The organism is Aerococcus viridans, from assembly GCF_002083135.2.
Classification (GTDB): Bacteria; Bacillota; Bacilli; order Lactobacillales; family Aerococcaceae; genus Aerococcus; species Aerococcus viridans_C.
In genome coordinates this window covers 788384-814168 of record NZ_NBTM02000001.1, presented here as the reverse complement: position 1 = coordinate 814168, position 25785 = coordinate 788384, and the positions used below count along the sequence as shown (strand labels likewise).

19 protein-coding genes are annotated in these 25785 nt (G+C 39.3%); 9 read left to right on the top strand and 10 right to left on the bottom strand.

All coding sequences use genetic code 11. The annotated features are described in order from the left end of the window. Window positions 1-108 precede the first annotated feature (108 nt). Window positions 109-489: a VOC family protein gene (locus A6J77_RS04015; protein WP_083068414.1), complete on the bottom strand. Its 381-nt coding sequence runs from the start codon at window positions 487-489 to the stop codon at window positions 109-111. 301 nt (window positions 490-790) lie between these two features. Between A6J77_RS04015 and A6J77_RS04010 the strand changes: the two genes are divergently transcribed. After that, window positions 791-1999, top strand: a complete 1209-nt coding sequence (locus A6J77_RS04010; protein ID WP_083068405.1) for an IS110 family transposase — start codon at window positions 791-793, stop codon at window positions 1997-1999. Between the two features lie 218 nt (window positions 2000-2217). Here the strand turns inward: A6J77_RS04010 and A6J77_RS04005 are convergent, their stop codons facing one another. Beyond that, the gene (locus A6J77_RS04005) at window positions 2218-2472 is read right to left on the bottom strand and encodes a hypothetical protein (RefSeq protein WP_083068412.1); all 255 of its coding nucleotides are present in this window, start codon (window positions 2470-2472) and stop codon (window positions 2218-2220) included. 90 nt (window positions 2473-2562) lie between these two features. Then, entirely contained in the window at window positions 2563-4005 is a 1443-nt protein-coding gene (locus A6J77_RS04000; RefSeq protein ID WP_083068410.1) for an amidase family protein, read from the bottom strand. 464 nt (window positions 4006-4469) lie between these two features. On the opposite strand from A6J77_RS04000, the gene A6J77_RS03995 reads away from it, so the two are divergent. The 3 genes from A6J77_RS03995 (at window position 4470) to A6J77_RS03985 (ending at window position 8303) form a co-directional block, all read left to right on the top strand. After that, the gene (locus A6J77_RS03995) at window positions 4470-5039 is read left to right on the top strand and encodes a TetR/AcrR family transcriptional regulator (RefSeq protein ID WP_083068408.1); all 570 of its coding nucleotides are present in this window, start codon (window positions 4470-4472) and stop codon (window positions 5037-5039) included. 27 nt (window positions 5040-5066) lie between these two features. Continuing rightward, on the top strand, window positions 5067-6515 hold the full coding sequence (locus A6J77_RS03990) for an MATE family efflux transporter (RefSeq protein ID WP_083068407.1): 1449 nt from the start codon (window positions 5067-5069) through the stop codon (window positions 6513-6515). A 579-nt stretch (window positions 6516-7094) separates the two neighbouring features. Then, the gene (locus A6J77_RS03985) at window positions 7095-8303 is read left to right on the top strand and encodes an IS110 family transposase (RefSeq protein ID WP_083068405.1); all 1209 of its coding nucleotides are present in this window, start codon (window positions 7095-7097) and stop codon (window positions 8301-8303) included. A gap of 286 nt (window positions 8304-8589) precedes the next feature. Here the strand turns inward: A6J77_RS03985 and A6J77_RS03980 are convergent, their stop codons facing one another. The 7 genes from A6J77_RS03980 to A6J77_RS03950 all read right to left on the bottom strand — a co-directional run bounded on the left by A6J77_RS03980 (window position 8590) and on the right by A6J77_RS03950 (window position 16924). After that, window positions 8590-9657: an iron-containing alcohol dehydrogenase family protein gene (locus A6J77_RS03980; RefSeq protein ID WP_083068404.1), complete on the bottom strand. Its 1068-nt coding sequence runs from the start codon at window positions 9655-9657 to the stop codon at window positions 8590-8592. A 77-nt stretch (window positions 9658-9734) separates the two neighbouring features. Further along, window positions 9735-10769, bottom strand: a complete 1035-nt coding sequence (locus tag A6J77_RS03975; RefSeq protein WP_003142898.1) for a branched-chain amino acid aminotransferase — start codon at window positions 10767-10769, stop codon at window positions 9735-9737. Between the two features lie 403 nt (window positions 10770-11172). Next, on the bottom strand, window positions 11173-12987 hold the full coding sequence (gene opp4A, locus A6J77_RS03970) for an oligopeptide ABC transporter substrate-binding protein (RefSeq protein ID WP_083068402.1): 1815 nt from the start codon (window positions 12985-12987) through the stop codon (window positions 11173-11175). A 50-nt stretch (window positions 12988-13037) separates the two neighbouring features. Beyond that, complete coding sequence (locus A6J77_RS03965; protein ID WP_048726946.1) at window positions 13038-13955, bottom strand: ABC transporter permease; 918 nt, start codon at window positions 13953-13955, stop codon at window positions 13038-13040. A 17-nt stretch (window positions 13956-13972) separates the two neighbouring features. Then, window positions 13973-14935 carry an oligopeptide ABC transporter permease gene (gene opp4B / locus A6J77_RS03960; protein ID WP_059134971.1) on the bottom strand — a complete coding sequence of 321 codons (963 nt, stop codon included), beginning with the start codon at window positions 14933-14935 and terminating at the stop codon, window positions 13973-13975. Window position 14936: 1 nt separating this feature from the next. Then, window positions 14937-15893 (bottom strand): ATP-binding cassette domain-containing protein, encoded by a 957-nt coding sequence (locus A6J77_RS03955; RefSeq protein WP_083068400.1) that lies wholly within the window; start codon window positions 15891-15893, stop codon window positions 14937-14939. Continuing rightward, the gene (locus A6J77_RS03950; protein WP_083068399.1) at window positions 15893-16924 is read right to left on the bottom strand and encodes an ABC transporter ATP-binding protein; all 1032 of its coding nucleotides are present in this window, start codon (window positions 16922-16924) and stop codon (window positions 15893-15895) included. The genes A6J77_RS03955 and A6J77_RS03950 overlap by 1 nt, the downstream gene beginning before the upstream one ends. A gap of 2818 nt (window positions 16925-19742) precedes the next feature. Between A6J77_RS03950 and A6J77_RS03945 the strand changes: the two genes are divergently transcribed. The 5 genes from A6J77_RS03945 to A6J77_RS03925 all read left to right on the top strand — a co-directional run bounded on the left by A6J77_RS03945 (window position 19743) and on the right by A6J77_RS03925 (window position 25765). Next, the gene (locus A6J77_RS03945) at window positions 19743-21770 is read left to right on the top strand and encodes a DHH family phosphoesterase (RefSeq protein ID WP_083068394.1); all 2028 of its coding nucleotides are present in this window, start codon (window positions 19743-19745) and stop codon (window positions 21768-21770) included. 2 nt (window positions 21771-21772) lie between these two features. Then, window positions 21773-22225, top strand: a complete 453-nt coding sequence (gene rplI / locus A6J77_RS03940; RefSeq protein WP_083068392.1) for a 50S ribosomal protein L9 — start codon at window positions 21773-21775, stop codon at window positions 22223-22225. 118 nt (window positions 22226-22343) lie between these two features. Further along, entirely contained in the window at window positions 22344-23732 is a 1389-nt protein-coding gene (gene dnaB / locus A6J77_RS03935; RefSeq protein WP_083068390.1) for a replicative DNA helicase, read from the top strand. 18 nt (window positions 23733-23750) lie between these two features. Beyond that, entirely contained in the window at window positions 23751-25043 is a 1293-nt protein-coding gene (locus A6J77_RS03930) for an adenylosuccinate synthase (RefSeq protein WP_083068388.1), read from the top strand. Between the two features lie 509 nt (window positions 25044-25552). Next, complete coding sequence (locus A6J77_RS03925) at window positions 25553-25765, top strand: heavy-metal-associated domain-containing protein (protein WP_059349347.1); 213 nt, start codon at window positions 25553-25555, stop codon at window positions 25763-25765. The last annotated feature ends 20 nt before the right edge of the window (window positions 25766-25785 follow it).

Genomic DNA, 25785 nt, shown 5'->3' with positions numbered 1-25785 from the left:
ATTTGAAATTATTTACCAACACTATTTGTAAAAGAACCCAGACTAATACTAATCAAAAAACCATTTCGCCTTCTGGTGAAATGGTTTTTTTTCTACGTTTAAACTAACTTAATTTGTTGTAATTTCGACTAGATTGCCCTCTGGGTCTTGGACTACAGATTCATAGTAACCATCACCGGTTGTTCGTGGACCAGATAAAAGTGGGAACCCATCTGCCACTAATTGGGCTGTTTTTGCGTCTACAGCCTCTTTATCTCCTACTGCTAGGGCAATGTGTCCATAACCTAAAGCATCGGCAATATGGGGGCTTAAATGCTTTTTATTCGTTAATTCTAGTCGACTGCCTTCATCAAAGCTTAAAAAGTATGATGAAAAACGCGTTTTAGGATTGTGGTAACGGTCACCTGCCTTGGCTTCAAAGTATTTTTCATAAAATGCTTTGACAAGTTCTAAGTCAGTCACCCATAAAGCAACGTGTTCAATTTTCATATATAAACTCCTCGTATAATAAGATTAGTCTTAAATGGCTAATCTTTTTTTACTATATTTGTCATTTAAGGCTGACTTAAACCTGTGACTCTTATGAGTTATAATTGTTTCGTATAGATAGAGGTCGTAGTTAAACTCCTTGAAGCTTCGTCTTCCTTTTAAAGACTGACGCCTCTTCTCTACGGACAGTATATGTATGAGCTGGATAGAACATTGTTTCTGAATCTCACACGAGGCTATATCGTCCATAGAGCTAAGAGGAGAACCCCTATCTGAATTTTTAATAGAAAGGTTGATTCGAATGTTTTTTGTATGTATTGATATTGGGAAACGAAACCATGAAGCGGCGATTATTGATGAACAGGGAAAGCCTATAGGAAAACCTATTCGGTTTAGCAACACGAAAGCCGGCAGTGAAAAATTACTGCAATTCATCAATGACCATGACTTATTACCTGATAACTCCATGATTGGTTTAGAGGCTACTGGACATTATTGGCTTTCTGTATTCTCTTTTCTAACCGCTTTAGAATTTAATGTAGTTCCTTTCAATCCCATTCAATCCGATACTCTCCGCAACTTCTATATCCGCAAAACGAAAACTGATACCATCGATGCCGTATTAATCGCACAAGTGGTTCGGATGGATTTACCTGATCAAACGTATTTGCCTTCCGAAGATATTGTACGCCTAAAGCAATTATCCCGTTTCCGTTACAGCATCGTTGACCAAACTTCTGATCTCAAAAGAAAAGTGATTGCATCTTTAGACCAAGTGTTTCCAGAATACGAAACACTTTTTTCAGATATGTTTGGAAAGTCATCCACCCAACTGTTACTTCAATCCCCCTTGCCTGAAGATTTACTCGAGATTGACGCTCAGAAGTTGATTGATCTTCTTAATGAAGCCAGTAATGGCCGTTTAACCATTGAAAAATCAACCCAGAAAGTTCATCAATTAAGAGATTTAGCGCAAGATTCCTTTGGAATCCGAGTCGCAACCGATGTTTATAAACTTCAAATCCAATTATTACTTCAGCAGATTCTTCTTTTAGAAGAACAATTGAAAACAGTTGAAGATGAAATGGCTGAATTGGTTGCCGCCCAAGATCAATATTTAACCACGATTACGGGGATTGGCCCCGTTACAGCAGCTGTGATTCTCTCTGAAGTGGGCGACATTCATCGCTTTGAACGCCCTAATCAACTGCTTGCCTTTGCGGGTTTAGACGCTTCCGTTCATCAATCGGGTGACTTTACAGGTACGCGTAATAAACTCTCTAAACGAGGTTCTCCATATCTTCGACGAGCCATTTGGCAAGCGGCCTTTATCGCTTCGAATCGAGATCCTGCGCTGTCTCTTTATTATCAAAACTTACGAAAACGTGGAAAGCATCATGGAACAGCCGTTGGGGCTGTATGTCGGAAACTTGTCAATATTATCTTTGCGGTTTGGACAAAAGGAAAACCTTATGAAGTGCATATAAATCCTGACTTAAAAACTGATTGAGATTATTTTTTTGAATAGTTTTTTCAGGGTTTATTTGGGTTGCCTTTCTTTAAAAGCAATAACATAAATTCCTTCAAAATCACACTTCAGAATCACGTCCTAAACTTTCAATTTATTCCTTGACATCTTTATAGCTGGCTTTAAACCAAACCCTCACATACGAAAAGCGGCATCGACAAGTCATTACTCGCCGGTGCCGCTTTTTTGAATCATAAGTCTTAGCCTTTATACTTCAGTTTTTCAGGATAGAAATAGGTGATCTCCTGACTGCCTTCCGGACGGTCCAGAAAGGCTTTCTTACCGGAATCATCGTCTGAACGCAACTCGAGTTTTCCTTCGTCATATAGTTTTTCGACATCGTCGATGATCTCACCATCTGGAAATGCAGGTTTCAGTTCAGCAATTTTTTCGTTGATCCCGTCATCACTCTTATAGATTTCAAGTATGCGGTCTCTCAATACATTCTCTGCCACAACAATTCCTCCTCTCTTTATTTATCACTATATTAATTATAACAAGAGAGAATGCGCACATCAAAGCATATGATTGTAGCAATAGTCAGACTAGACTTCGCGAGGCAATGCTTGTTCGTAAGCATAAGCCCATTCAAGCAGCTGAAGATCCTGGCCGCTTTTTCCAATAAACGTGACACCCACCGGTTCGCCCGTTGACCTTTTGTGGCCGGGTAAAGTCACTGCCGGATTACCGGCGGCTGCATATAAGACGGTAGCATAGTTGCTCAGCGAAACTAATAAGTCGACAGATGCAAAAGCTTCCGTTAAGGCTTTTCTAGCCGTCTGCTGGTTCAGTCTGATCATCTCATCGATCTCTTCATCTGAATACGTCTCTTCGATCGACTGGCGGATCAGCTCCTGGTTGTAGGGTGCAAAGTCTTCCTCCTGCTGCTCGTTGAAAGCCAGGACCTTGTCCAGCGTCAAGGCACTGGACGCAAAATAAGCCTGCACACCTGTGTTGAATTCATGCTTCAAGATATTCAGGTAATCAATGTTCAAGCCTTCTTCTCTAACGGTAAATGAAGAAACCTCTGCCCCCGCGCCGCGGAGTTCATCTGCTGCTTTGGATAAAATCTCTTCATCTTCTGACCGGTACACAGCCTTTAGCGACTCATTCGCTATGATCCCCACTCGGACGCCTTTCAGAGCATCTTTATACCATTGAACCGTTTCTTCCGTATCCGCCAGCGCTTGAAACATTATCGCTGCGTCTTTAACAGTTTTCGTGATAGGTCCGGCTGTATCATGAGTATGTGAAATCGGGATGATGCCGTCTTGAGAAACCAGCCCAAGTGTCGGCTTATGCCCCACCACACCGTTCTGACTGGCCGGATAGATGATGGAGCCCGACGTTTCCGAGCCGATCGTGACGGGCGCCAATCCAAGAGCCGCCGCAACGGCACTGCCGGAACTGGATCCCCCGACATCAAACTCACCAAATGCATTCTTCGTCTGACCGCCGATCGCAGAATAGCCATTCGAACTGTCTGTCGACATAAAGTTAGCCCATTCAGATAAATTGGTCTTGCCTAAAATCAACGTGCCCTTGTCCTTCAAAAGCTTTATGATCTCGGCATCCTCTTCCGGCTTGAAGTCTTTTAGGACTGCAGCGCCGGCTGTCGTCGGCATGTCTTGCGTGGCGATGTTGTCCTTGACTAAGACTGGTATGCCGTACATGAGGCTGTGAGAACGGTCGTAGCTCAGCTTCTCAGCCTCCTTTACCACATCCGGATTCAAAGCAATCACAGCATTGTGGTCCTTATGTTTTAGAACCTGATTCCAGAAGCACTTAGCGATTTCGGCATAAGTCGCTTCCCCCTCGCGAACCAGCCCCTGCAGCGTTTCGATATCCCTACCAATGACTTTTTTCATCAGCCTTTCATCCACGTCATAAAGCTCTTCATCCAGTGTCTGCTTCACCGACGATATTTTCGGCTTTCGGTACTGCTTTTCGATTTGCCCCTTTAAATAATCATCATTATTGAATCCCATCGTTTTCTCCCCTTTGTTATTATAAAATTCATCAACACTAAATACGCCTACGATTAAGCGTACTTTGGCATTTTTCCTCAAATGAGTTCAGTCTTTAAATATTGACTGCGCTTAACTTATGTATCCTGGAAATCTCCATCTAAGTCACAAAGATATCTTCTTCAGTATACGATTATTTTGAACTCATTTCATCCTATTTAAGCCTTGCGGTGCAAGTACAGGATTTTTTTGCTAGTCACTTGTTCCGAATAAGATTTCTCGGTACAAGTGAGGCATTGTCCAGTCGGTAACTTGCTCCAAATAACACGTTGCGGTACAAGTGGCGTGCTGACTTCCGACTGACTTGTTCTAGAAAGTAAAAATAAGGCAATTTAAAGAAAATCAGTTGCTTTCATTTTCAGTTTCATTTAAAATGAATCAGTATTCATAATAAATTTAAATAATATTCAGGTGGTGTGTTTTTTATGCCGAAAATAATCAAAGATGTGGAACAATCAGTCTTCAAGGCGGTCATGGACGTTGTTACCAGCGAAGGGATCGATCAGCTGAGCATGAAGCGGATCGCAAAAAGCAGCGGGATCGCCGTCGGGACTCTTTACAATTACTTCCCTGACCGTGAAGAGCTGATTTCCAAAGCCATCCTTTATAGCTGGAATCAGTCTTTTCAAGCTCTGGACGCTATCCTCGACCAGGACAAAGATAGTATCTCCAAGTGGACGACATTCCACGAGACCCTTTACACTGAAATGATGAAACGAAAAGGCGTGGGTCACGAACTGATCCGCCAGCAAGTCATCAGCGATGATGTCAACCGGGAGATTCTAAAAGGACTGTCTTCGCGTTACTGCTTGCTTTTCGAAGAACTGGCTAGCGAAACTAACAGAACGTTCAGCGAACAGACACGGCGTCGCATCCAGGAAATCTTGGTCAGTACCGTCTTAAGGCTGACGATCACCTTCCCGGACGCTGACCAGGCAAATCGTGACTATCTAGAACAGTTCGTTCAAGTGATACTAACTATCGATAACAACTAAATACGAGATTTAAAGGAGAAAGATCAAATGAAGATTTCAAATACTGAAGAGCGTCTGCGCACAGAAAACGTCGGAAAACTGCTTTTAACTTTATCTATCCCGAACATCGTCGCTCAGCTCATCAACATGCTTTACAATGTGGTCGACCGCATGTTTATCGGCCATATCCCGGAAGTCGGCTCCCTGGCCCTGACCGGTGTCGGTGTCGCCTTCCCAGTTGTCATGCTCATCATGGCCTTCAGTTACTTTATAGGCATGGGCGGAGCTCCACTAGCGTCAATTAAAATGGGACAAGGTAACAAAAAAGACGGCGAACGTATCTTAGGAACCAGTGTCTTCATGCTGGTCATGATTTCAGTCACGTTGACTGTTCTGTTTCTCGTTTTCGGTGAACAGCTCCTCGTCCTCTTCGGCGCCAGTGCTGAGACACTGCCTTTTGCCTGGGACTACATGAAGCTTTATACACTCGGAACGATTTTTGTCCAGCTTGCTCTAGGCTTGACGCCTTTCATCTCGGCTCAAGGCTTTGCTAAAGAAAGCATGCTCGCTGTCTTGATTGGGGCGGTCTTCAACATCGTCCTCGACCCGATCCTGATTTATGGCTTCGATATGGGCGTACAAGGTGCAGCGATCGCTACGGTCATCTCGCAAATGATGTCGGCCATTTATGTCCTGTACTTCCTGTTAGGTAAAAAGACGACCTTGAAAATCAAAAAGGAACATTTGAAAGTCAACAAAGTCTTTGCGATCGGGATTTTGGGTCTTGGGATCTCACCGTTCATCATGCAGAGTACCGAAAGTTTACTCAACATTTCATTCAATACGGCCCTGTCAACATACGGCGGTGACATCAACGTCGGTGCCATGACGATCATCGCGAGCCTCATGCAGGCTTTGATGCTGCCGCTCATGGGACTGACGCAAGGTGCTCAGCCGATCATCAGCTACAACTATGGGGCTCAAAATAACGAGCGCGTCAAAAAAGCCTTCACCTGGCTGTTCGGACTGTCTATAGGCTACTCAACGCTTTTCTGGCTAGTCATGAAGCTGACTCCACGCTTCTTGATCCGTTTCTTCACGACTGACCCGGTCCTGATGGAAACGACGATTGCCTCCATCAATGTCTATATGGCCGTCGTCTTCGTCTTGGGGGCACAAATCGCCACCCAGCAGACTTTGATTGCATTAGGGCAATCACGCCAGTCACTGCTTTTGGCCCTGCTCAGAAAAATCATTTTACTGATCCCGCTGATTTATATTCTGCCGCAGTTTATGGAAAACAAAGTCTATGCGGTCCTCTTATCAGAACCGATCGCCGACTTCTTGTCCGTCACGATCACCGTCATCGTCTTCTTCATTACCTTCAAGAAGCTGCTGGCAAATAATCATGCGGAGATACCAGACCATCCGGAAGCTGCAGTGGAAAGTTCTGCTCAGGTATCAAGTGGAGCAGATGCTATAACTGAAAATAGATAATAGTCAATGCACAGAGCCATCCTCTTCATAAGATGGTTCTGTGCTTTTTTTAAGCATATATTACTTGCCTTAGACAGACGATTTTGTCAGGCATCTGACAAAATCAACCTTCTTAAGGGCTTTTGTTTATAAATTTAAGCAGTTTCAGTACCAAAGGTCTAAACTCCTGTCGTTTCAGGAGTATCTTAAGAAGTCACGACTCTTTTCGCATGTATTTCTTTAATTAACTCGGTAACTTAAGAAGTTGTTCAAGATATTGATCCCACTTCTTAAGTTAATCATAAATTCCTCGTATAATAAGATTAGTCTTAAATGGCTAATCTTTTTTTACTATATTTGTCATTTAAGGCTGACTTAAACCTGTGACTCTTATGAGTTATAATTGTTTCGTATAGATAGAGGTCGTAGTTAAACTCCTTGAAGCTTCGTCTTCCTTTTAAAGACTGACGCCTCTTCTCTACGGACAGTATATGTATGAGCTGGATAGAACATTGTTTCTGAATCTCACACGAGGCTATATCGTCCATAGAGCTAAGAGGAGAACCCCTATCTGAATTTTTAATAGAAAGGTTGATTCGAATGTTTTTTGTATGTATTGATATTGGGAAACGAAACCATGAAGCGGCGATTATTGATGAACAGGGAAAGCCTATAGGAAAACCTATTCGGTTTAGCAACACGAAAGCCGGCAGTGAAAAATTACTGCAATTCATCAATGACCATGACTTATTACCTGATAACTCCATGATTGGTTTAGAGGCTACTGGACATTATTGGCTTTCTGTATTCTCTTTTCTAACCGCTTTAGAATTTAATGTAGTTCCTTTCAATCCCATTCAATCCGATACTCTCCGCAACTTCTATATCCGCAAAACGAAAACTGATACCATCGATGCCGTATTAATCGCACAAGTGGTTCGGATGGATTTACCTGATCAAACGTATTTGCCTTCCGAAGATATTGTACGCCTAAAGCAATTATCCCGTTTCCGTTACAGCATCGTTGACCAAACTTCTGATCTCAAAAGAAAAGTGATTGCATCTTTAGACCAAGTGTTTCCAGAATACGAAACACTTTTTTCAGATATGTTTGGAAAGTCATCCACCCAACTGTTACTTCAATCCCCCTTGCCTGAAGATTTACTCGAGATTGACGCTCAGAAGTTGATTGATCTTCTTAATGAAGCCAGTAATGGCCGTTTAACCATTGAAAAATCAACCCAGAAAGTTCATCAATTAAGAGATTTAGCGCAAGATTCCTTTGGAATCCGAGTCGCAACCGATGTTTATAAACTTCAAATCCAATTATTACTTCAGCAGATTCTTCTTTTAGAAGAACAATTGAAAACAGTTGAAGATGAAATGGCTGAATTGGTTGCCGCCCAAGATCAATATTTAACCACGATTACGGGGATTGGCCCCGTTACAGCAGCTGTGATTCTCTCTGAAGTGGGCGACATTCATCGCTTTGAACGCCCTAATCAACTGCTTGCCTTTGCGGGTTTAGACGCTTCCGTTCATCAATCGGGTGACTTTACAGGTACGCGTAATAAACTCTCTAAACGAGGTTCTCCATATCTTCGACGAGCCATTTGGCAAGCGGCCTTTATCGCTTCGAATCGAGATCCTGCGCTGTCTCTTTATTATCAAAACTTACGAAAACGTGGAAAGCATCATGGAACAGCCGTTGGGGCTGTATGTCGGAAACTTGTCAATATTATCTTTGCGGTTTGGACAAAAGGAAAACCTTATGAAGTGCATATAAATCCTGACTTAAAAACTGATTGAGATTATTTTTTTGAATAGTTTTTTCAGGGTTTATTTGGGTTGCCTTTCTTTAAAAGCAATAACATAAATTCCTTCAAAATCACACTTCAGAATCACGTCCTAAACTTTCAATTTATTCCTTGACATCTTTATAGCTGGCTTTGATGTGTAATTTAGAATACGCTTACACACTATAGGATAAAGCAAAACGAGCTGTGACGCTAGTCACAACTCGTTCTTAGGGGAATTCCTATGTTAAGTATGTTGATTACTTGTTTAATTTCATGTTCTAAGGAGGAAAATCTGATTAGTCTAAAGCTTCAACATCTCTAATTGCTTGTTCAAATTTCTCACGGGTAATGGTATATGGAGAGAATGTTAAATCGTCCATAGTCATCGCTTTATCAACTAATTTGTCGATATCTTCTTGCGTTGTTACACCTTGAGCTGCCAATTTAGTTGGCAATTTAATTGATTCCATGAATGCTTTCATACGGTCACGGTATTCAAATTGTTGGTCCATTGTTAGTAATAACAAGATACCATATGAAACTACCTCACCGTGTAAGTGTTCATGGGCTTGTGGCAGAACAGTATAGCCATAGTAGTAGGCATGTGCCATGTTTGAGTTGATGTCATTTTCCACTAATACAGACGCATAAGCTGATGCACCAATAATTTCAAGGACAACTTCTTCTAAAGCCTGGTTTGCTTCTTGGTTACGTACAGCTTCTAAAGCTTCAGCACCAACAGCCATCAATTTATCATTCGTACCTTTGACAATATTTACACCTAAACGATTTTCAAAGTTTAGGTCTCTGCCACGTGAAGAAAAACTAGTCTCTACTTCTTTAGACATACAATCACCAATACCAGCCCATAAGTATTCAACAGGCGCCTCAGCAATGATTTGTGTATCGATGAAGGTATGGTCAGCTGGTGCTTTACGGTAAGCTAAACCAGCCATCTCATGGTTATCATGGTACATAACACATACTGACGAAGTTGGCGCTGAAACTGAAGCTAGAGTTGGGAAAGTGAATAATGGTTTGTCTAAGTCACGAGCTACTACCTTAATTGTATCAATTGCGCGTCCCCCACCAACTGCAAAGATCATATCCGCATCTTGCACTTCTTTGATCGCTTTCATTTTCTCAACGTTGGTATATGAAGCTTCCTTACCGTAGACTTGTACGGTTGCTACTTCTAATGATGATTTTTCTAGGGCAGCAGTTAAACGTTCCTTACTGGCTGCCAAGGCTTTTTCACCACCTAGAATCGCGACGGTTGTACCAAATTGACTACAATATTCATCAATTGCATCAAAGGCATCAACACCAATTGTTAAATTCGGTAGGTTTACTGATAGAGACATATTTATCTTCCTTCTTTCTTCATAATCAGCCTTTTAACCTAATTTATGCCTGGTTTAAAAGGCTTTTGGCAAAATGATTAATCTTCATCAACGTCTACGATCCATCCTTCAGGCGCTTCTAACTCACCAAATTGGATACCCGTTAATTCTTTGTATAATTTTTGTGATACTGGACCAACCTCAGTTTCTGAGAAGAATACGTGACGGTTGTCTTTGTATGTTACAGAACCAGCTGGAGAGATAACAGCCGCGTTACCCATAGCCCCTGCTTCAGAATATTTGTCAAAGTCATCTACTTTAATATCGCCCTCTTCAACTTCTAATCCTAAACGGTGTTCCGCTAACCATAACAACGATTTTTTAGTGATTGAAGGTAATACTGTATCTGATTTAGGTGTTACAAATTTGTTTGTATCTTTCTCGATAGCAAAGAAGTTTGCTGATGAGAATTCATCTACTTTAGTATGTGTTGCTGGGTCTAAGTATAATACGTCATCGTAACCAGATTCTTGGATACGTTTAGCTGTTGCTAATGTTGATGCGTAGTTAGCTGTTGCTTTGATGTTACCAGTACCATCAGCTGCTACACGGTCATGTTCGTGGTCGATGATGTAGTTATGTGGTGCTAAACCACCTTTGTATAAAGGACCAACTGGTGTTACGTAGATTGTAAATAAGTATTCTTCAGCTGCTGATACTTGTACGTGGTCACCAATACCTAATAACATAGGACGGATGAACATTGCAGCACCGTTGTGGCCATATGGTGGCACATAGTCACGGTTAGCTTTAATAACTTCCTTACAAGCACGGACAAATTCTTCAACTGGTACTTCTGGCATCGCCATACGACGAGCACCACGGTTTAAACGTTCACCAAATTCATCTGGACGGAATAAAACGATCTTGCCATCTTTTGTACCATAAGCTTTATTACCTTCGAATACCCCTTGGCCGTAGTTGACGATTGGAGCAGCTTCACGAATTGGTAATTGAGGATCTGTTTCTAATCCTGCTTTATACCATTCGCCATCTTTCCAGTATGCACGCCAGCGGTATGGTACTTCCGTATAAGAAAAATCTAATTCATCCCAGTTTAATTTGTCAGTCATATTGAGCAACTCCTTTAAGTTTAATTTCTAAGTAACAATATCAGCAATTTATTAGCAAAAGAAAAGGCCCCCCACGCGCTGGTGGGAGGCCTAAGTCCCATTCAGCGTTAACAAGCACGAATAGGACTTACGATTTGTTATTAGTGAAACTCACTAATTCGTAAAGTCCTGTTTATTAATAATAATGACCACTTGTGCTGTCTTTTTCATGAGACTACCTCTTTCGTTTTTCTAATGTGAATTTAATATAACGCAAAAACATAATGATTGCAATAGGAAAAATGAAGAAAATCTAATAAATATGAGAATTAATTAAAATCATCTAATAAAAAGGCGTATATGGCCACGCCACATACGCCTAACCACTATCTAAAAATGGTTGTAATATCTAGTTTAAATCACTTTATTCTGATACTGGTGCATCAGCTGTCACTTCAACTGTGTGCCATCCAAAGTCATCCGCTGGGTTATTAGCGTAGTCAAAGTGTTTTACGCGGTTGTTAACAGGCATAACTTCTTGACGGAATAATGTTGGAATAACTGGTGCTTCTTCAGAGAAGTATTTTTGCCATTCAACAAAGGTGTTACGTTGGAATTCTTCGTCAAAGGCTTCTGCACTTGTAAAGTCAGCCATGAATTGGTCATTTTCTTCAGTCGCCCAACGAGTAAAGTTAAAGGCAGAATTACGCGCGTATAAACCGTTTGGTGCTGGGTCAGAACCAGTACCCCAAGCTGCTTGATAGATATCGATATTTTCATCATCTGCTTCAATACGGTCATAGAAACTGTTGAATTCTAGTAAACGACCATCTGTTAATTGAACATCCAAACCAACTTCTTTCCAAGCTTGGATATAGTATTGTGCAATTGGCTCAGCCGTTTCTCCACCTTCCATAGAGGCGAAGTTAATTTGTAATGGTTCACCATCTGGATCTTCACGAATACCATCGTTATCAGTATCTACATAGCCAGCATCATCTAATAATTGGTTGGCTTTATCTGCATCATAGTAGTAACCAGGTACTTCTTCAGTTGTAGCACCAAAACTACCAAATACTGGTGGGATAACAGTGTTGGCATTTGAACGTAAGCCGTTGTAGAAACGTTGTGCTACAGCGTCGTTATCAATGGCATATCCCATAGCTTGACGAAGGGATTTATCCGCCATTTTGGCATCTTCATCATAAACAACTTCACCGGCTTCAGCGTCCCATTTACCCAACTTAAATCCAATATATGTATAAGATAATTCTTCACGACCTAGTAATGTATAGCCAGGCAGTTCAGCGTAACTTGCATATAAATCAGTTGGCATACTTAAAGCAACGTCATATTTCCCATTTTCTAAAGCTGGTACAACCGAACTTGAAGGCACTACTTCAACGACAACGTTATCTAACTTAGGTTCACCTTGCCAGTAATATTCATTGGCTTCATATTCAACGGACTCACCTGGTGTTACTTTGGTAATACGGAAAGGACCGTCTCCAACTGGTGTAGATCGGATTTTCTCAGATGAAGCTAATTCAGCAACTGGAACGTCTTCTAAATAGTGTTTAGGCATTGCGTATGACCAAACACCCCCACCTGCTTGGAGCATTGAAGGACTTACTTCTTGGAATTCGATTTCAACAGTGACATCATCGACTTGGGTGATACCAGAAATCGTATCAGCTTCCCCACTGTGGTATTCTTCCATACCGACTACGTTTTGGAAGGTACCATCATAACGGATACCAGTATAATCAGGGTGACCAATGACTTCATAAGAGTAAATCACATCTTCAGCTGTTAATGGTTCACCATCAGACCATTTCAAACCTTCTTTTAAGGTAATTGTTGCTTTATTATTTTCTTGATCTAATGCCAATGTGGCTTTACCGGAGTCGTCAATTTGGAAGTCATCGTCAGTGCCAAATAATGACTCGAAACCAAACTCCATAATTTTTGCATCATAAGCATCTTCATAAAACTCCCAAGAGAAAATACCTTGGAAAGGGGAGTTCGTTACTAAACCAACTTGTAAAGTACCACCATCAATTGCATCACCCTCGTTATCGACTGTAGTCGCTAGTTCAGGTGCAACTACCTCACCACTTTCGCTACTAGAAGATGAATCTGCAGTTTCACTGTCACTATCACTGTCACTGTTACCACACGCCACTAAAGCCAAACTTGCGGCAGCTGTTAAACCCAATAACTTATACCATTTCTTCATACACTTTCCTCCTAAACTAAATTGTGATGTTGTAATTTTTAAAAATATAATTACCCTAAACGTTGTTTTGCATCTGCAGATCGTTTTAATGCTTGACCCACATAGTTAATGCAAAGCATCAATACTAAAATCAGTAGTGATGCAGGTAGCCATACCCAAGTCTTATTTTCCAGAATATCTGGTGACTGAGCGTAGCTGACCAATGTCCCTAAACTAGGTGTGGAAGTAGGTAACCCAAATCCTAAATAACTTAACCCAGTTTCAATACCGATATTTGCGGCAAAGTTCAAAGTGACATTTACGATGATCAGAGAGCTTAAATTCGGGAGAATTTCCCTAAATAATATCTTGTAAGTTGGTGTCCCCATCGTTCTTGATGCTGAGATATAATCTCTTCGACTCTCTGATAAGGCTTTACTGCGGATTAACCGCGCTTGCCCTACCCAATAGAAGGCACTCATGATGAGGATAAAGGTCCACACATTATAGTCTGAAACTAGTGTGATAAATACGATGATTAACATGGTTGTTGGAAGTAACATGATAAAATCAATGATCCGCATCAAGAAATTATCAATAATACCACCATAGTAACCAGCAACCAAGCCAACCGTGATTCCAACGATACTGGTCAGTGCCGTAATGGTAAAACCAATCGTAATGGAGTTTCTAGCACCTATAATTAGTTGGCCAAAAATAGAGCGACCACCGGAATCAGTTCCTAAGATAAAATCATCATTAGGTGGCATATAGGAATCTAATAGAGAAATTCGTAATACTTCATCTTGGTCGATGACAATTGCCCCAATGAATACCCCAAGAATAATAAGGATAAAGAAGATTAAACTAAATAGTGCTAGCTTATCTTTTAAAAATTCACGCCAAATTACGCGCAAACCAGTTGGCGGTGCACTAGCTAATTCTTGTGCAATCGCATCTTGGTCAGTTGTTTTTTTATAATTTTCCATTCGTCATCACCCCTTCCCTAATCAATTCGAATACGAGGATCTACAATCGTCATAATAATGTCAGAAAGTAGCGTACCTAGAATTGTTGAGATACCAAATATCAATACCAGGGCAGTAATGACCGAATAGTCACGACTATTAATCGATTGAATGAATAGTTGACCCATACCAGGATAAGCGAAGATTTGTTCAATAAATACTGAACCCCCAATTAAACCCGTAATTTCATAACCAAATGTTGAAGCCACTGGTAATAGCGAGTTTCTAAAAATGTGACGGTTGTACACCACATTCTCAGGTACCCCTTTAGACCGAGCCGTCTTCACATAGTCTTGCTGTTTTGCATCAATTACCTCACTCCGCAAATACTGGATGATCCCTGTTGTACCAAGCAAGGCGTAGGTAATTGCTGGTAGTAACATATGGTAGAATCGGTCCCAATAATAAGCAGGTGTGCCGGCACTTAATCCGGTAGATACCGACCCATTTGTTGGGAACCACTGCAACTCATACCCGAACAGCCAAACCATTAGTAAGGCAAGTACGAAAGTTGGAATTGCGTAGGAAATGAAGTTGTATAATACGACCCCTTTATCAAAAGAAGAATTATTATAACGACCTGATAAAATCCCAAGTGGTAAGGCAATTAAGTAGGTAAAAATCAAAGTGAGCAGTGACAGGAAGATCGTGTTAACTGCCCGTCCACCAATTAAAGTGGATACTGGCACTTTATAGGTATAAGACATCCCAAAGTCACCCTGGAAGGCATTCTTCAACCAATTAAAATACTGGACGATAATCGGTTCATTCAAACCAGCCCGTTCACGCAAGGCTTCAATCGTTGAAGGATCAGTTTCCGGTGTGATAAGCCCTGTAAAAGGGTCACCAGGCATCAATCTAGCTACCGCGAATACTAAGATACTCAAAATTAAAATTTGCGGGAGCATCAGCAGAACTCTTCTAAATATTGTCTTCCACATATTAATTGCCCCCTTTCAATGATTGATCAAAGGCAACATCATGATTGTCTGAGAATGGAGATAAATCATAAACACGATTATTTTCATCATAATAAATGTTAGACGTCTTTTGATACTCAGCATCAATTTGCTGACGTCGAGCTTTAATCTCAGCCCGTTTATTCGGATCCATTTCAGGAATTGCAGCCAATAACCGTTTGGTATAAATATGTTGCGGGTTATTGAAAATTTCTTTTTTGGAACCACGCTCAACAAATCGTCCTTTATGCATAATGGCAATTTCATCTGCCATGTGTTCCACAACCCCTAAGTCATGGGAAATGAACAAGTAACTCAAGTTATATTCACTTTGAATTTGCTTCATAAAGTTTAAAACCTGCGCTTGAACCGATAAATCCAAGGCTGAAGTAGGTTCATCGGCAATAATCAGTTTAGGGTTACTGGCTACAGCCCGGGCAACCCCTAAACGTTGCCGTTGACCACCCGAGAATTCATGCGGATACTTATAGATTGTATCTTCATTCAAACCAACAATCTCTAACAGCTCAATTACCCGATGCTTTACTTCTTTTTCAGAATATTGATAATAATTGCGAATTGGTTCAGCAATCACATCTAAAATCCGTTTCTTCGGATTCAAGGACATAGTCGAATCTTGAAAGATCATCTGAACATTCCGATTATACTCGCCGTATTTACCAGACCGCTTCCGCGCTTTATTGGTGACATCGGTTCCTTCATATAAAATCTGTCCAGCAGTCGCCTTCTCCAAACCGATAATGGCACGGCCGATAGTCGTCTTACCAGAACCTGATTCACCAACTAGGCCATAAGTTTTACCGCTTTCAATTTCTAAATCAACACCATCCACGGCAAATACATTGTCCTGTACCGTATTAAAGAATCCGCCGCGAATAGGATAATGTACTTTCAAATCTTTTACTTCAATAAATCCCATTACTCGACCCCTTCCTTCAAGTCCGCAACATCCGCTTCCTCGGGGAAATGGAAATGCTGCCAACAAGTACATTTCACGAAATGATTTGGCGCCAGCTCATGCATGGTCGGATTTTCTTCATGCTCACTATCATCAATCCATGGAATACGACTAGCAAAACGGCAACCACTTCTTGGCAGGTTTTGCAGTGAAGGCACAGTTCCTTGAATAACATGAAGCTCATCTTCCTCACTCTCAAGCTCGTGTGGCACTGAATTCAGTAGTGATCGCGTATAAGGATGTTTTGGATTATTAAATATTTCAAACACATCAGCAATTTCAACTACCTCACCGGCATACATCACGGCTACCTTATCTGCCGTTTGTGCAACTACCCCTAAATCATGGGTAATTAATAGGATGCCAGATCCCGTCTCATCTTGAATATCATTCATTAAATCTAAGATTTGCGCCTGCACAGTCACATCTAAGGCAGTAGTCGGCTCATCAGCAATAATAATGGCTGGCTTGTTTGCTAAAGCAATTGCAATCACTACACGTTGGCGCATACCACCAGATAATTCATGCGGATATTGTTTCATCACACGTTTTGGATGAGGGATTTGAACCTGTGTTAATAGTTCCTCCACCCTCGCAAGACGTTGAGATTTGGATAAACCAGAATGATACAATAAAGTTTCTTCAATTTGATCTTGTATTGTCATCAAGGGGTTTAAAGAACCTAAAGGATCCTGGAAAATCATCCCAATATCATTTCCCCTAATTTTGTTAAACTGCGCTTCAGTATTTTCTAAAAGATTATTCCCTCTATAGAGAATCTCACCCTGGATTTGCGTATTCGCTCGATTATGTAAGCCAACAATCGAGGTGGCTAAAGTACTTTTACCTGACCCTGACTCCCCTACAATGGCAAGGACTTCATTCTCATTCAAAGTCAAAGTAACATCATCGACAGCATTAAAGTACTCATCGCCAAAACGAAATCCAGTATGTAAATGATTAATTTCTAATAATACCTGGTTAGAGGACATGGTTTTAGCTCCTTTAAAAATGATAGTTTAATAAATTTTATCATTTAATTTTAATCGCTTTGAGTTTAAGATACTTTACATCAACTAGAATAAAATTTCAAGGAAAAATAGTTTTCTATTCATATTTTCTTAACATTTGTCTTAATTGTTTTTAATACTACTTCTTACCGTTTTAATAATAATAGGAAGAGAAGTCGATTAAGTAGCTTAAAGATAAAATTCAAACTAGAAGACATGTGTTTGTGGATAAGTCTGTGTCTAAGTCGAAAAAATGTTCGCATTTCACTGTTGCAGTAGGCAATTGTGTTGTGGATAAAAACCAGAATATTGAGTATATTCCTATTTATAAATGACTTATTCACATGTGGAATAGGTATATTTTAATCGATTATTTTTACTGAAGTGGAAGTTTCACATGAAAACTGTTGTTAAAAATAGCTGCATAATGATGTGGATAAATTGACGGTATATAAGTGTTTGAAAATTAAATAAAGAGCAAAAATAGTCTATATCATGTAAGGATATATAACATATACGAAAACTAATTGTTGTAGTACAGTGAAGGGAATTTAGATGAAAAGATTGCAATTTTTAAAAAGCGGGTATGGATTGCTAGTGGCTTTATGTAAAAACATTAGGGTAAAAAAGGGAAAAAGTAGATAAAAGATAAGTGATCAAAAGATGGTAATTAGTCGTATAAAAGTAAAGAGATATATTCAAAGCAGCAAAAGTAGAAAAGAAAAGGTGGTGTATCTCTTTTTAAGTGAATATAGATGTGAAATTTCACAAGCAAATGAGGTTGCATAAAGAAGAAGAAAGCAAAGCATTGATATATTTTAAACATGAATATAACAATCTAATAGGGGAAGTTAAGGAGAATTTAGAATGGGTACAATATTAGTTACACTTGAAATAAGTGAATAACGGAGAGCAGTATAAATATAACCTAGAAAAGTAGAATAAGAAGAATTATCTGTTGCTTGGTTTTAATGACATTTCACGTGGAACTGTATTAATAAGCGCACCCTTCTTACTTGCTTATCTTATTCCAATCCTTACTTAATTGGTAATTTTTAGTAGCAGGCGAGAGTTAATAAGGATCTATTTATTGAATTTCTCTTATATATTATGATTGACCAAGGTCTTGTTCAATAAAGGGTTAATGCATGAGTTTTTCACTGTATCTTTTGGCTAATATCCTATTAATAAGGCTTATTTTAGACAGTTTGTAGGGTACCGGTTTCTAAAATCAATCACCATTCACCATTTCCTTCACCCGTTAAAAGTAAAATCGATGCTTTACTATAATGAGTTACAAAAGTTTCTGTGATTATAGAATGACTTATGTTTTATTTACATGCTACTTTAATTAGGCTTTTTTATTAAACTAGAGGGATGTTTCACGTGAAACATTCCTCTTTAGTACTGATTATTCCTCTATGTGTGGTAAATGTTAAATGCCTTAGGCTTTATAATCCTTATACAAAAGGGTTAACCCTCGCTGGGTGCTTCTTTGCAAATAAAATTTAAAGAAAAAAGTATTAGACTTCTCACCGTCGCACTAGGTCAATATTAGATTGATTTGAAATAATTACTAGCCTCATGGCTGATGCTATGTTGTTTTAGTATGTTTCACGTGAAACAATTCTCCATAAAAGACTCTATTAGTATTATTCTGATATAAATAGAAGGTTTTAGAATAATAGAACTTATATGCAGCAGGCAAAGGTAGTAATAAGTTAATACTAGTAGTACAAGAATAATGTCCTAAAGTTTTCTGTGAAATAAATACTTATTTTTTATTACTTATTACTGTGCACTGTGATATACTAAAACATTTTATAGCAGCAAACCAAAGAACTTCATTATATTCTAGGTTTAACAGATGGATGATGTGATGTATTGATGTAGTTAGTAGCTATCCAATAAGCTGACAAGTTGGGTGTCTAATTAATATAGTTAGGACTAACAGTATGGATATGGATTCTATTGATTTAAGATTATATAGTAGCTACTTCAATAAACTTGTAATCATTTTGTCCTTCGATGATGTTTCACGTGAAACTTCATTCATCGTCGGTTATTTCAATTTGTAGCTAGCTATTGGATAATTACTTTCATTCATCAATTTGATTTACGGTAAATAAATAGCTTCTAGTGAGTGGGGGTAGGCTGGTATAAAAATCTATCCTCTTTAGAACAATTTGCTTTGCGGATAGGATAATTCAAAGGTGAATCAATACAATGACTTATAGCGTCCTTAGAAGCATTTGTTAGTGGTCTGAGGTAAGATATTTTAGTATCGGAGAGTACTCACATTATAAAACATGCGATCACATAAGACTCGTTGCAATTAGTATGCATGTTTCACGTGAAACATGCATGTTGGTTATTTCTTAAAGAAGTTTTTGACTTTGATATTTTTGATAAGACATGAATGATACCGATTTAAAGAAATATTATATCTATTTTCTACTTACTTGAAACGATTAAAAAATTTATATTTCCTACCTAGAAATAAGACCATATCAATTACAGGGGTTTGTCGATTTTAAAAATGCTTATACAATATGGTAATAGGGTTTTAAATTATTTTTTCAACACATAAGATTTTTATAAAATATATAGATATTAAAATTTTCATTTAGAAATCAATAATCCCATTATGATTAGATACCATTTAATTGTTTCACGTGAAACAATTATAACAGAACAAGTGTTTGGCAACGACTTAAAATATATAAAAATGATTGTTTCTTAAGATTGTGTTAAAATAGTATATGTTAAAGTGTCGAATTTTGACCTAAAGGAGATTATTATGAAGAGAGAGAATTGGCAGTCTAAAATTCCTTCTTTCTTATTGAAGTCGGCAATTATATGGCCACTTATTATCGCGCTATTATTATTAATTATCGTGACCGGTATTAGTGCAGCAGTTAGTTTACAAATGGGTTTTGTAATTGTTAGTTTGATTGTTGTTGTAATAGGTTTACTTGGTTTTGCTTTGGTCCAGATGTTAACCGCCTTAAGTGAATATATCTTAGGATTAGGTAACCAGATTAAATCTGTGCAAAGTGAAATTTTATTGAAGATGCCTATTGGTATTATTGTCTTCGATGAAAATGATCCAACAATTGAATGGGTAAACCCCTTTTTACAAAAGTACTTCTACCAGAAGGAAATCATTGGATTAGATATTAATGATTTAGATGAAGAAATTTTTGAATTATACAAGGAATTCCAGGAAGATCCGTCATTGAAATCTAAACGATTTCAGTGGAAGAATGCGCATTTCGAGGTAACTTATTTAAGAGATGAGCATGCTATGTACTTTATTGATGCAACCGAGTACGGGATTATTGCTGAGCATGCTGACCTTGGCCGTATTGTAATTGGTCATATCGTGATTGATAATTATGATGAAACGGTATCTTCAATGAATGATAGAAGAAAATCTACGATTGATAACTTGGTAACGAGTGATTTATCTAAGTGGGCTAAGAATTATGATTCTTATATTAAACGTTTGGATGATGATCATTTCTTACTGGTATCAACTTATGGTCAGTTGTCTCGAATGGAAGAGAATAAGTTTGTGGTCGTTGACAACCTTCGTGACAAAACATCAAAGGCTAATACACCATTAACGATTTCTATGGGAATTTCTTACCAAGAGAAAGATGACATTATTGATGTGGATGATATTTCTGAACAAGCACAGTCTAACTTAGACCTTGCGCAAAGTCGTGGGGGTGACCAAGTCGTTGTCCGTACTAAAAATCAAAAAGCGCGTTATTATGGTGGTAAGACAAACCCGATGGAAAAACGTACACGTGTACGTTCACGTCAAATCGCCAATACTATTTCAACGATGATTCAAAACACGTCTTCAGTATTCGTTATGGGGCATGATTACCCTGATATGGATGCTATTGGTGCCTGCTTGGGTATTCGTCGTATTGCTCAAATGAATAATCAAATTTGTTATGTGATTATTGATGAAAGTCGTGTTAATGATGATATTGAACGTTTATTGGTAGAGTTACGTAAGGATGGATCAATTGCGGAATCAATCATCTCGCCTGAACAAGCGGAAGAGTTGATGGCACAGGATTCCCTACTATTCTTGGTGGACGTGCATCGTCCGTCAATTACCACTGCTCCAGACTTGATTACACCGAATAGACCTGTTATTATTATTGACCACCACCGTAAGGGTGAAGAAGTGCCGGATAATGTATTGTTAGAATATATTGAGCCTTATGCTTCTTCTGCAAGTGAGTTAATTACAGAGTTCTTCGAGTATCAAAATCAAGAAAGTGAACCAATTAAACGAATTGAAGCAACTGCTATGTTAGCGGGTATGATCGTGGATACACGTAATTTCTCTCTACGTACAGGGTCAAGAACCTTTGATGCAGCTAGTTACTTAAAATCTGTAGGTGCTGATTCATTTATGATTCAAAACCTATTGAAAGAGGACTTAACGGACTACATTAAACGTAATCAATTAATTGAAAATGTTGAATTGATTTCTGGCAATCTGGGTATTGCTAGTGGTGGAGATAAGGATGTCTATGACTCAGTTACGGCTGCCCAAGCAGCTGATACTTTGCTATCTATGCGTAACGTGGATGCTTCTTTTGTGGTTTATCTAAGAGAAGACGGTCGGGTAGGTATTTCTGCACGTAGTCTTGGAACGATTAATGTTCAACGTACAATGGAAGAGTTAGGTGGTGGTGGTCATTTATCGAATGCTGCTACACAAATTTCAGATGTGACTGTCTCTGAAGCAGTAGACATGTTAAAATCTGTTATTATGGATAAAGATGAGGAGGATGAATAATCATGAAGGTTATTTTTCTACAAGATGTTAAAAATCAAGGTAAAAAGGGTCAAGTAAAAGAAGTCCCTAATGGCTATGCCCAAAACTTCTTATTGAAAAAAGGTTTAGCCAAGGAAGCTACAGCAAGTGCTGTTTCTGCGCAACGTGGTAAAGAAAAAGCCAATGAGAAACAAGCGCAAGAAGAACTACAAGAAGCAAAAGACTTAAAAGCGAAAATCGAAGACGAGAAAACAGTCGTAACGATTAAAGCTAAGGGTGGAGAAGACGGCCGTTTATTTGGTTCAGTCCCATCTAAACAAATTGCTACTGGCATGTTGAAACAATACGGTATTAAATTAGACAAACGTAAAATGGACTTGGACGAACCAATCCGTTCATTTGGTTACACAAATGTACCTGTAAAATTACATCATGATGTTGAAGCTACTATTCGCGTACATATCGTCGAAGAATAGGGCTAGTCTATCTATATGTTGGAGGCTAGGATGATTTCCTGGCCTCCTATTTTATTCAATTTTTATATCAATTTGCTTATGTTTTTTAGTATAATAGTTAGGTGATGGAGGTGCTGATTTGGCGGAGAATTTAGATCATACAACACCGCCTCAAAGTATAGAGGCTGAGCAAGCTGTGCTCGGTGCCATCTTACTTGATTCCGATGTGTTCATTTCAGTGCTGGAGTATGTTTCTGCCGATGATTTTTATAGTCGTGCAAACCAACTTATTTTTGAAGCGATGGAAGAACTGAACCGGGATGATGAGGCAATTGATGCATTAACGGTTCAACAAAAATTAAATAACATGCATATGCTTGAAAATGTTGGCGGCTACGAGTACATTTTCCAATTGGCAAATGATACCCCGACTGCAGCGAATGCGGAATACTATGCCCGCATAGTTGAAGAGAAATCTTTATTGAGAAAGCTGATTCAAGCTTCTAATAAGATTGCCCGCGATAGTTTTGAGCAAGAGGAGTCAGTATCTGTCATTTTAGATGAGGCTGAAAAGTCTATTTTAAATGTGGCAGAAAACCGAAATCGAAATGGATTTATCCATATTCGAGATGTCGTGTTCGAGTCTATGCAAAATTTAGATGATTTATCTAAAAATGGTCAGGACGTAACAGGGATTCCAACTGGTTATCCTGATCTAGATGCGATGACAGCTGGGCTGCAACCAGAAGAGTTGATTATTCTAGCAGCACGTCCGGCCGTTGGTAAGACAGCCTTTGCTTTGAATATCGCACAGAATGTGGCAACTAAGCAAGATGGTGTTGTCGCAGTCTTTTCTTTGGAGATGGGGGCTGGATCTCTGGTAAATCGTATGATTTGTGCGGAAGGTAGTATAAATGCTGGTCATTTAAGGACCGGACAGCTAACTGAAGATGAATGGTCAGATTTGATCGTTGCTTCAGGGGCGCTATCGGAAGCGGATATTTATATTGATGATACACCAGGTATTAGGGTAACCGAAATTCGTTCTAAGAGTAGACGTCTACTTAAAGAACGGGGGCGCCTGGACTTAATTGTGATAGACTACCTTCAATTAATTGAAGGGTCTGGTAAACGAAATGAAAACAGACAACAAGAAGTGTCTGATATTTCGCGACAATTAAAGAAAATCGCCAAAGAATTACACGTGCCTGTAATCGCCTTATCTCAATTATCACGTGGTGTGGAACAGCGGCAGGATAAACGTCCCGTCCTTTCTGACATTCGTGAGTCGGGATCAATCGAGCAGGATGCGGATATCGTTGCTTTCCTATATCGTGATGATTATTATGAACGTGGCGAGGGCGAAGATGATGATGGTGGCGAACCGAGACTAGAAGATAATATCGTAGAGGTTATTATCGAGAAAAACCGGTCCGGTGCGCGTGGAACAGTGAAACTTATTTTTACAAAAGAATTTAACAAATTTTCATCAGTGAGCTTTAGAACTGATGATGAAATGTTTGCATAACAGAGAGGAAAATCATTTATGTCAGGGATTGTCGTAGTAGGTACACAGTGGGGAGACGAAGGTAAAGGTAAAATTACCGATTTTCTAGCCAAAGATGCATCAGTGATCGTACGTTACCAAGGTGGGGACAACGCAGGTCACACGATTCAATTTGACGGCACTAAGTACGCTTTACACTTAATTCCATCAGGTATCTTTTCATCTGAGAAGTTATCTATCATCGGAAACGGCGTTGTTGTAAATCCGAAAGCATTGATTAAAGAATTGAACTACCTAAAGGACCATGGCATTGATGTGAGCGGCTTACGTATTTCAGACCGTGCTCATGTGATTTTACCTTATCATATTGAGTTGGACCGTCTTCAAGAAGAAGCTAAGGGCGACGACAAGATTGGTACAACAATTAAAGGTATTGGTCCAGCTTATACTGACAAAGCTAGCCGTAGCGGTATTCGTGTGTGTGACTTATTGGAAAAAGATACGTTCGCTGCTAAGCTTAAGGCGAATCTAGCATTCAATAATCAAATCATTACGAAAATCTACGGTGGTCAAGCCTTGAACTTTGAAGAAGTATATGAAGAATACTACGCTTATGGCCAAGAAATCAAAGGCTATGTAGCGGACACTTCAGTGATTATTAATGACTTCTTAGACCGCGGCGAAAATGTCTTATTTGAAGGTGCTCAAGGTAACCTATTGGATATCGACCAAGGTACATACCCATATGTAACATCATCTAATCCAGTTTCAGGTGGTGCGACAGTTGGTACTGGTGTTGGACCAACACGCTTTAATAAAGTTGTGGGTGTAGCGAAAGCTTATACTTCGCGTGTTGGTGAAGGTGCCTTCCCAACTGAATTATTTGATGCGGTTGGTGATCAAATCAGAGAAGTTGGACGCGAATTTGGTACAACTACTGGCCGTCCACGCCGTGTTGGTTGGTTCGACTCTGTTGTGATGCGTCACTCTAAACGTATCTCTGGATTAACTGATTTATCATTGAATTCAATTGATGTATTGTCAGGGTTAGAAACAGTGAAGATCTGTGTAGCTTACGAAACAGCTGATGGTACACGCATTGACCACTACCCAGCAAGTCTACAACAATTGGCTGAATGTACACCAGTTTACGAGGAGTTGCCAGGTTGGTCTGAGGATATCACTGCTTGTAAGACTTTAGAAGAATTACCAGCAAATGCACGCCAATACGTTGAACGTGTAGCAGAATTGGTTGGCGTGAACATCGCTACATTCTCTGTAGGTCCAGACCGTACGCAAACAAACATTTTAGAAGATATTTGGAATAGCTAATTAGATACAACATTTATAAGATATTCATAAGCGGGGCTTTGATAGTCCTGCTTTTTTTGGTTCAAGAAATGAATATTGGGATTTCTAGTGTGTTAACGGACTATAGTACGCTATTAAAAAAGCCCTCTGAATTAACACAAGACGGTAGTTTAAACCAGATTAGTCAGGACATTACTGAATATAAAGCTATCTGTATTTATGGACTTGGTAATTCAGGTCTAATTGCAAAGGAAATAGAACTACGATTTAACCGGATAGGTATTCCTTGTCGTGTGTAACGGATAGGGAACAAATTCTAGTGAATAATCCTATTATGGACAATGATAGTGAATCCAGTTATTGATGAGGAAGAATTCACCACATGAGCTATTTAGCCTTCATTTTTTAGGAAATTGAAAAAATGGCGACTTTATCGTTGACAAGCGTAATCAGTAAAGGTATATTAAGTTTATTAAGATTACAAATGTAAACAATATAAAAACACATACATAAATAAGGAGCGTTTTAATATGAATACGAAAACTTACTTAGTCCCAGATATGTCATGTGCCCACTGCAAGGCGCGTATTGAAAAGGAAGTAACTGGCTTAAATGGCGTTGAAGCAGCGGATGTACCGGTTGAAAGCAAAGTGTTAACGGTCAAATTTGATGATCAAGTAGTAGATAGTGCGGCCATTGTGGCTGCTGTTGCGGAAGCGGGCTATACAGCCAACCCGCAATAATTTTCGTCTAAAGGATGATG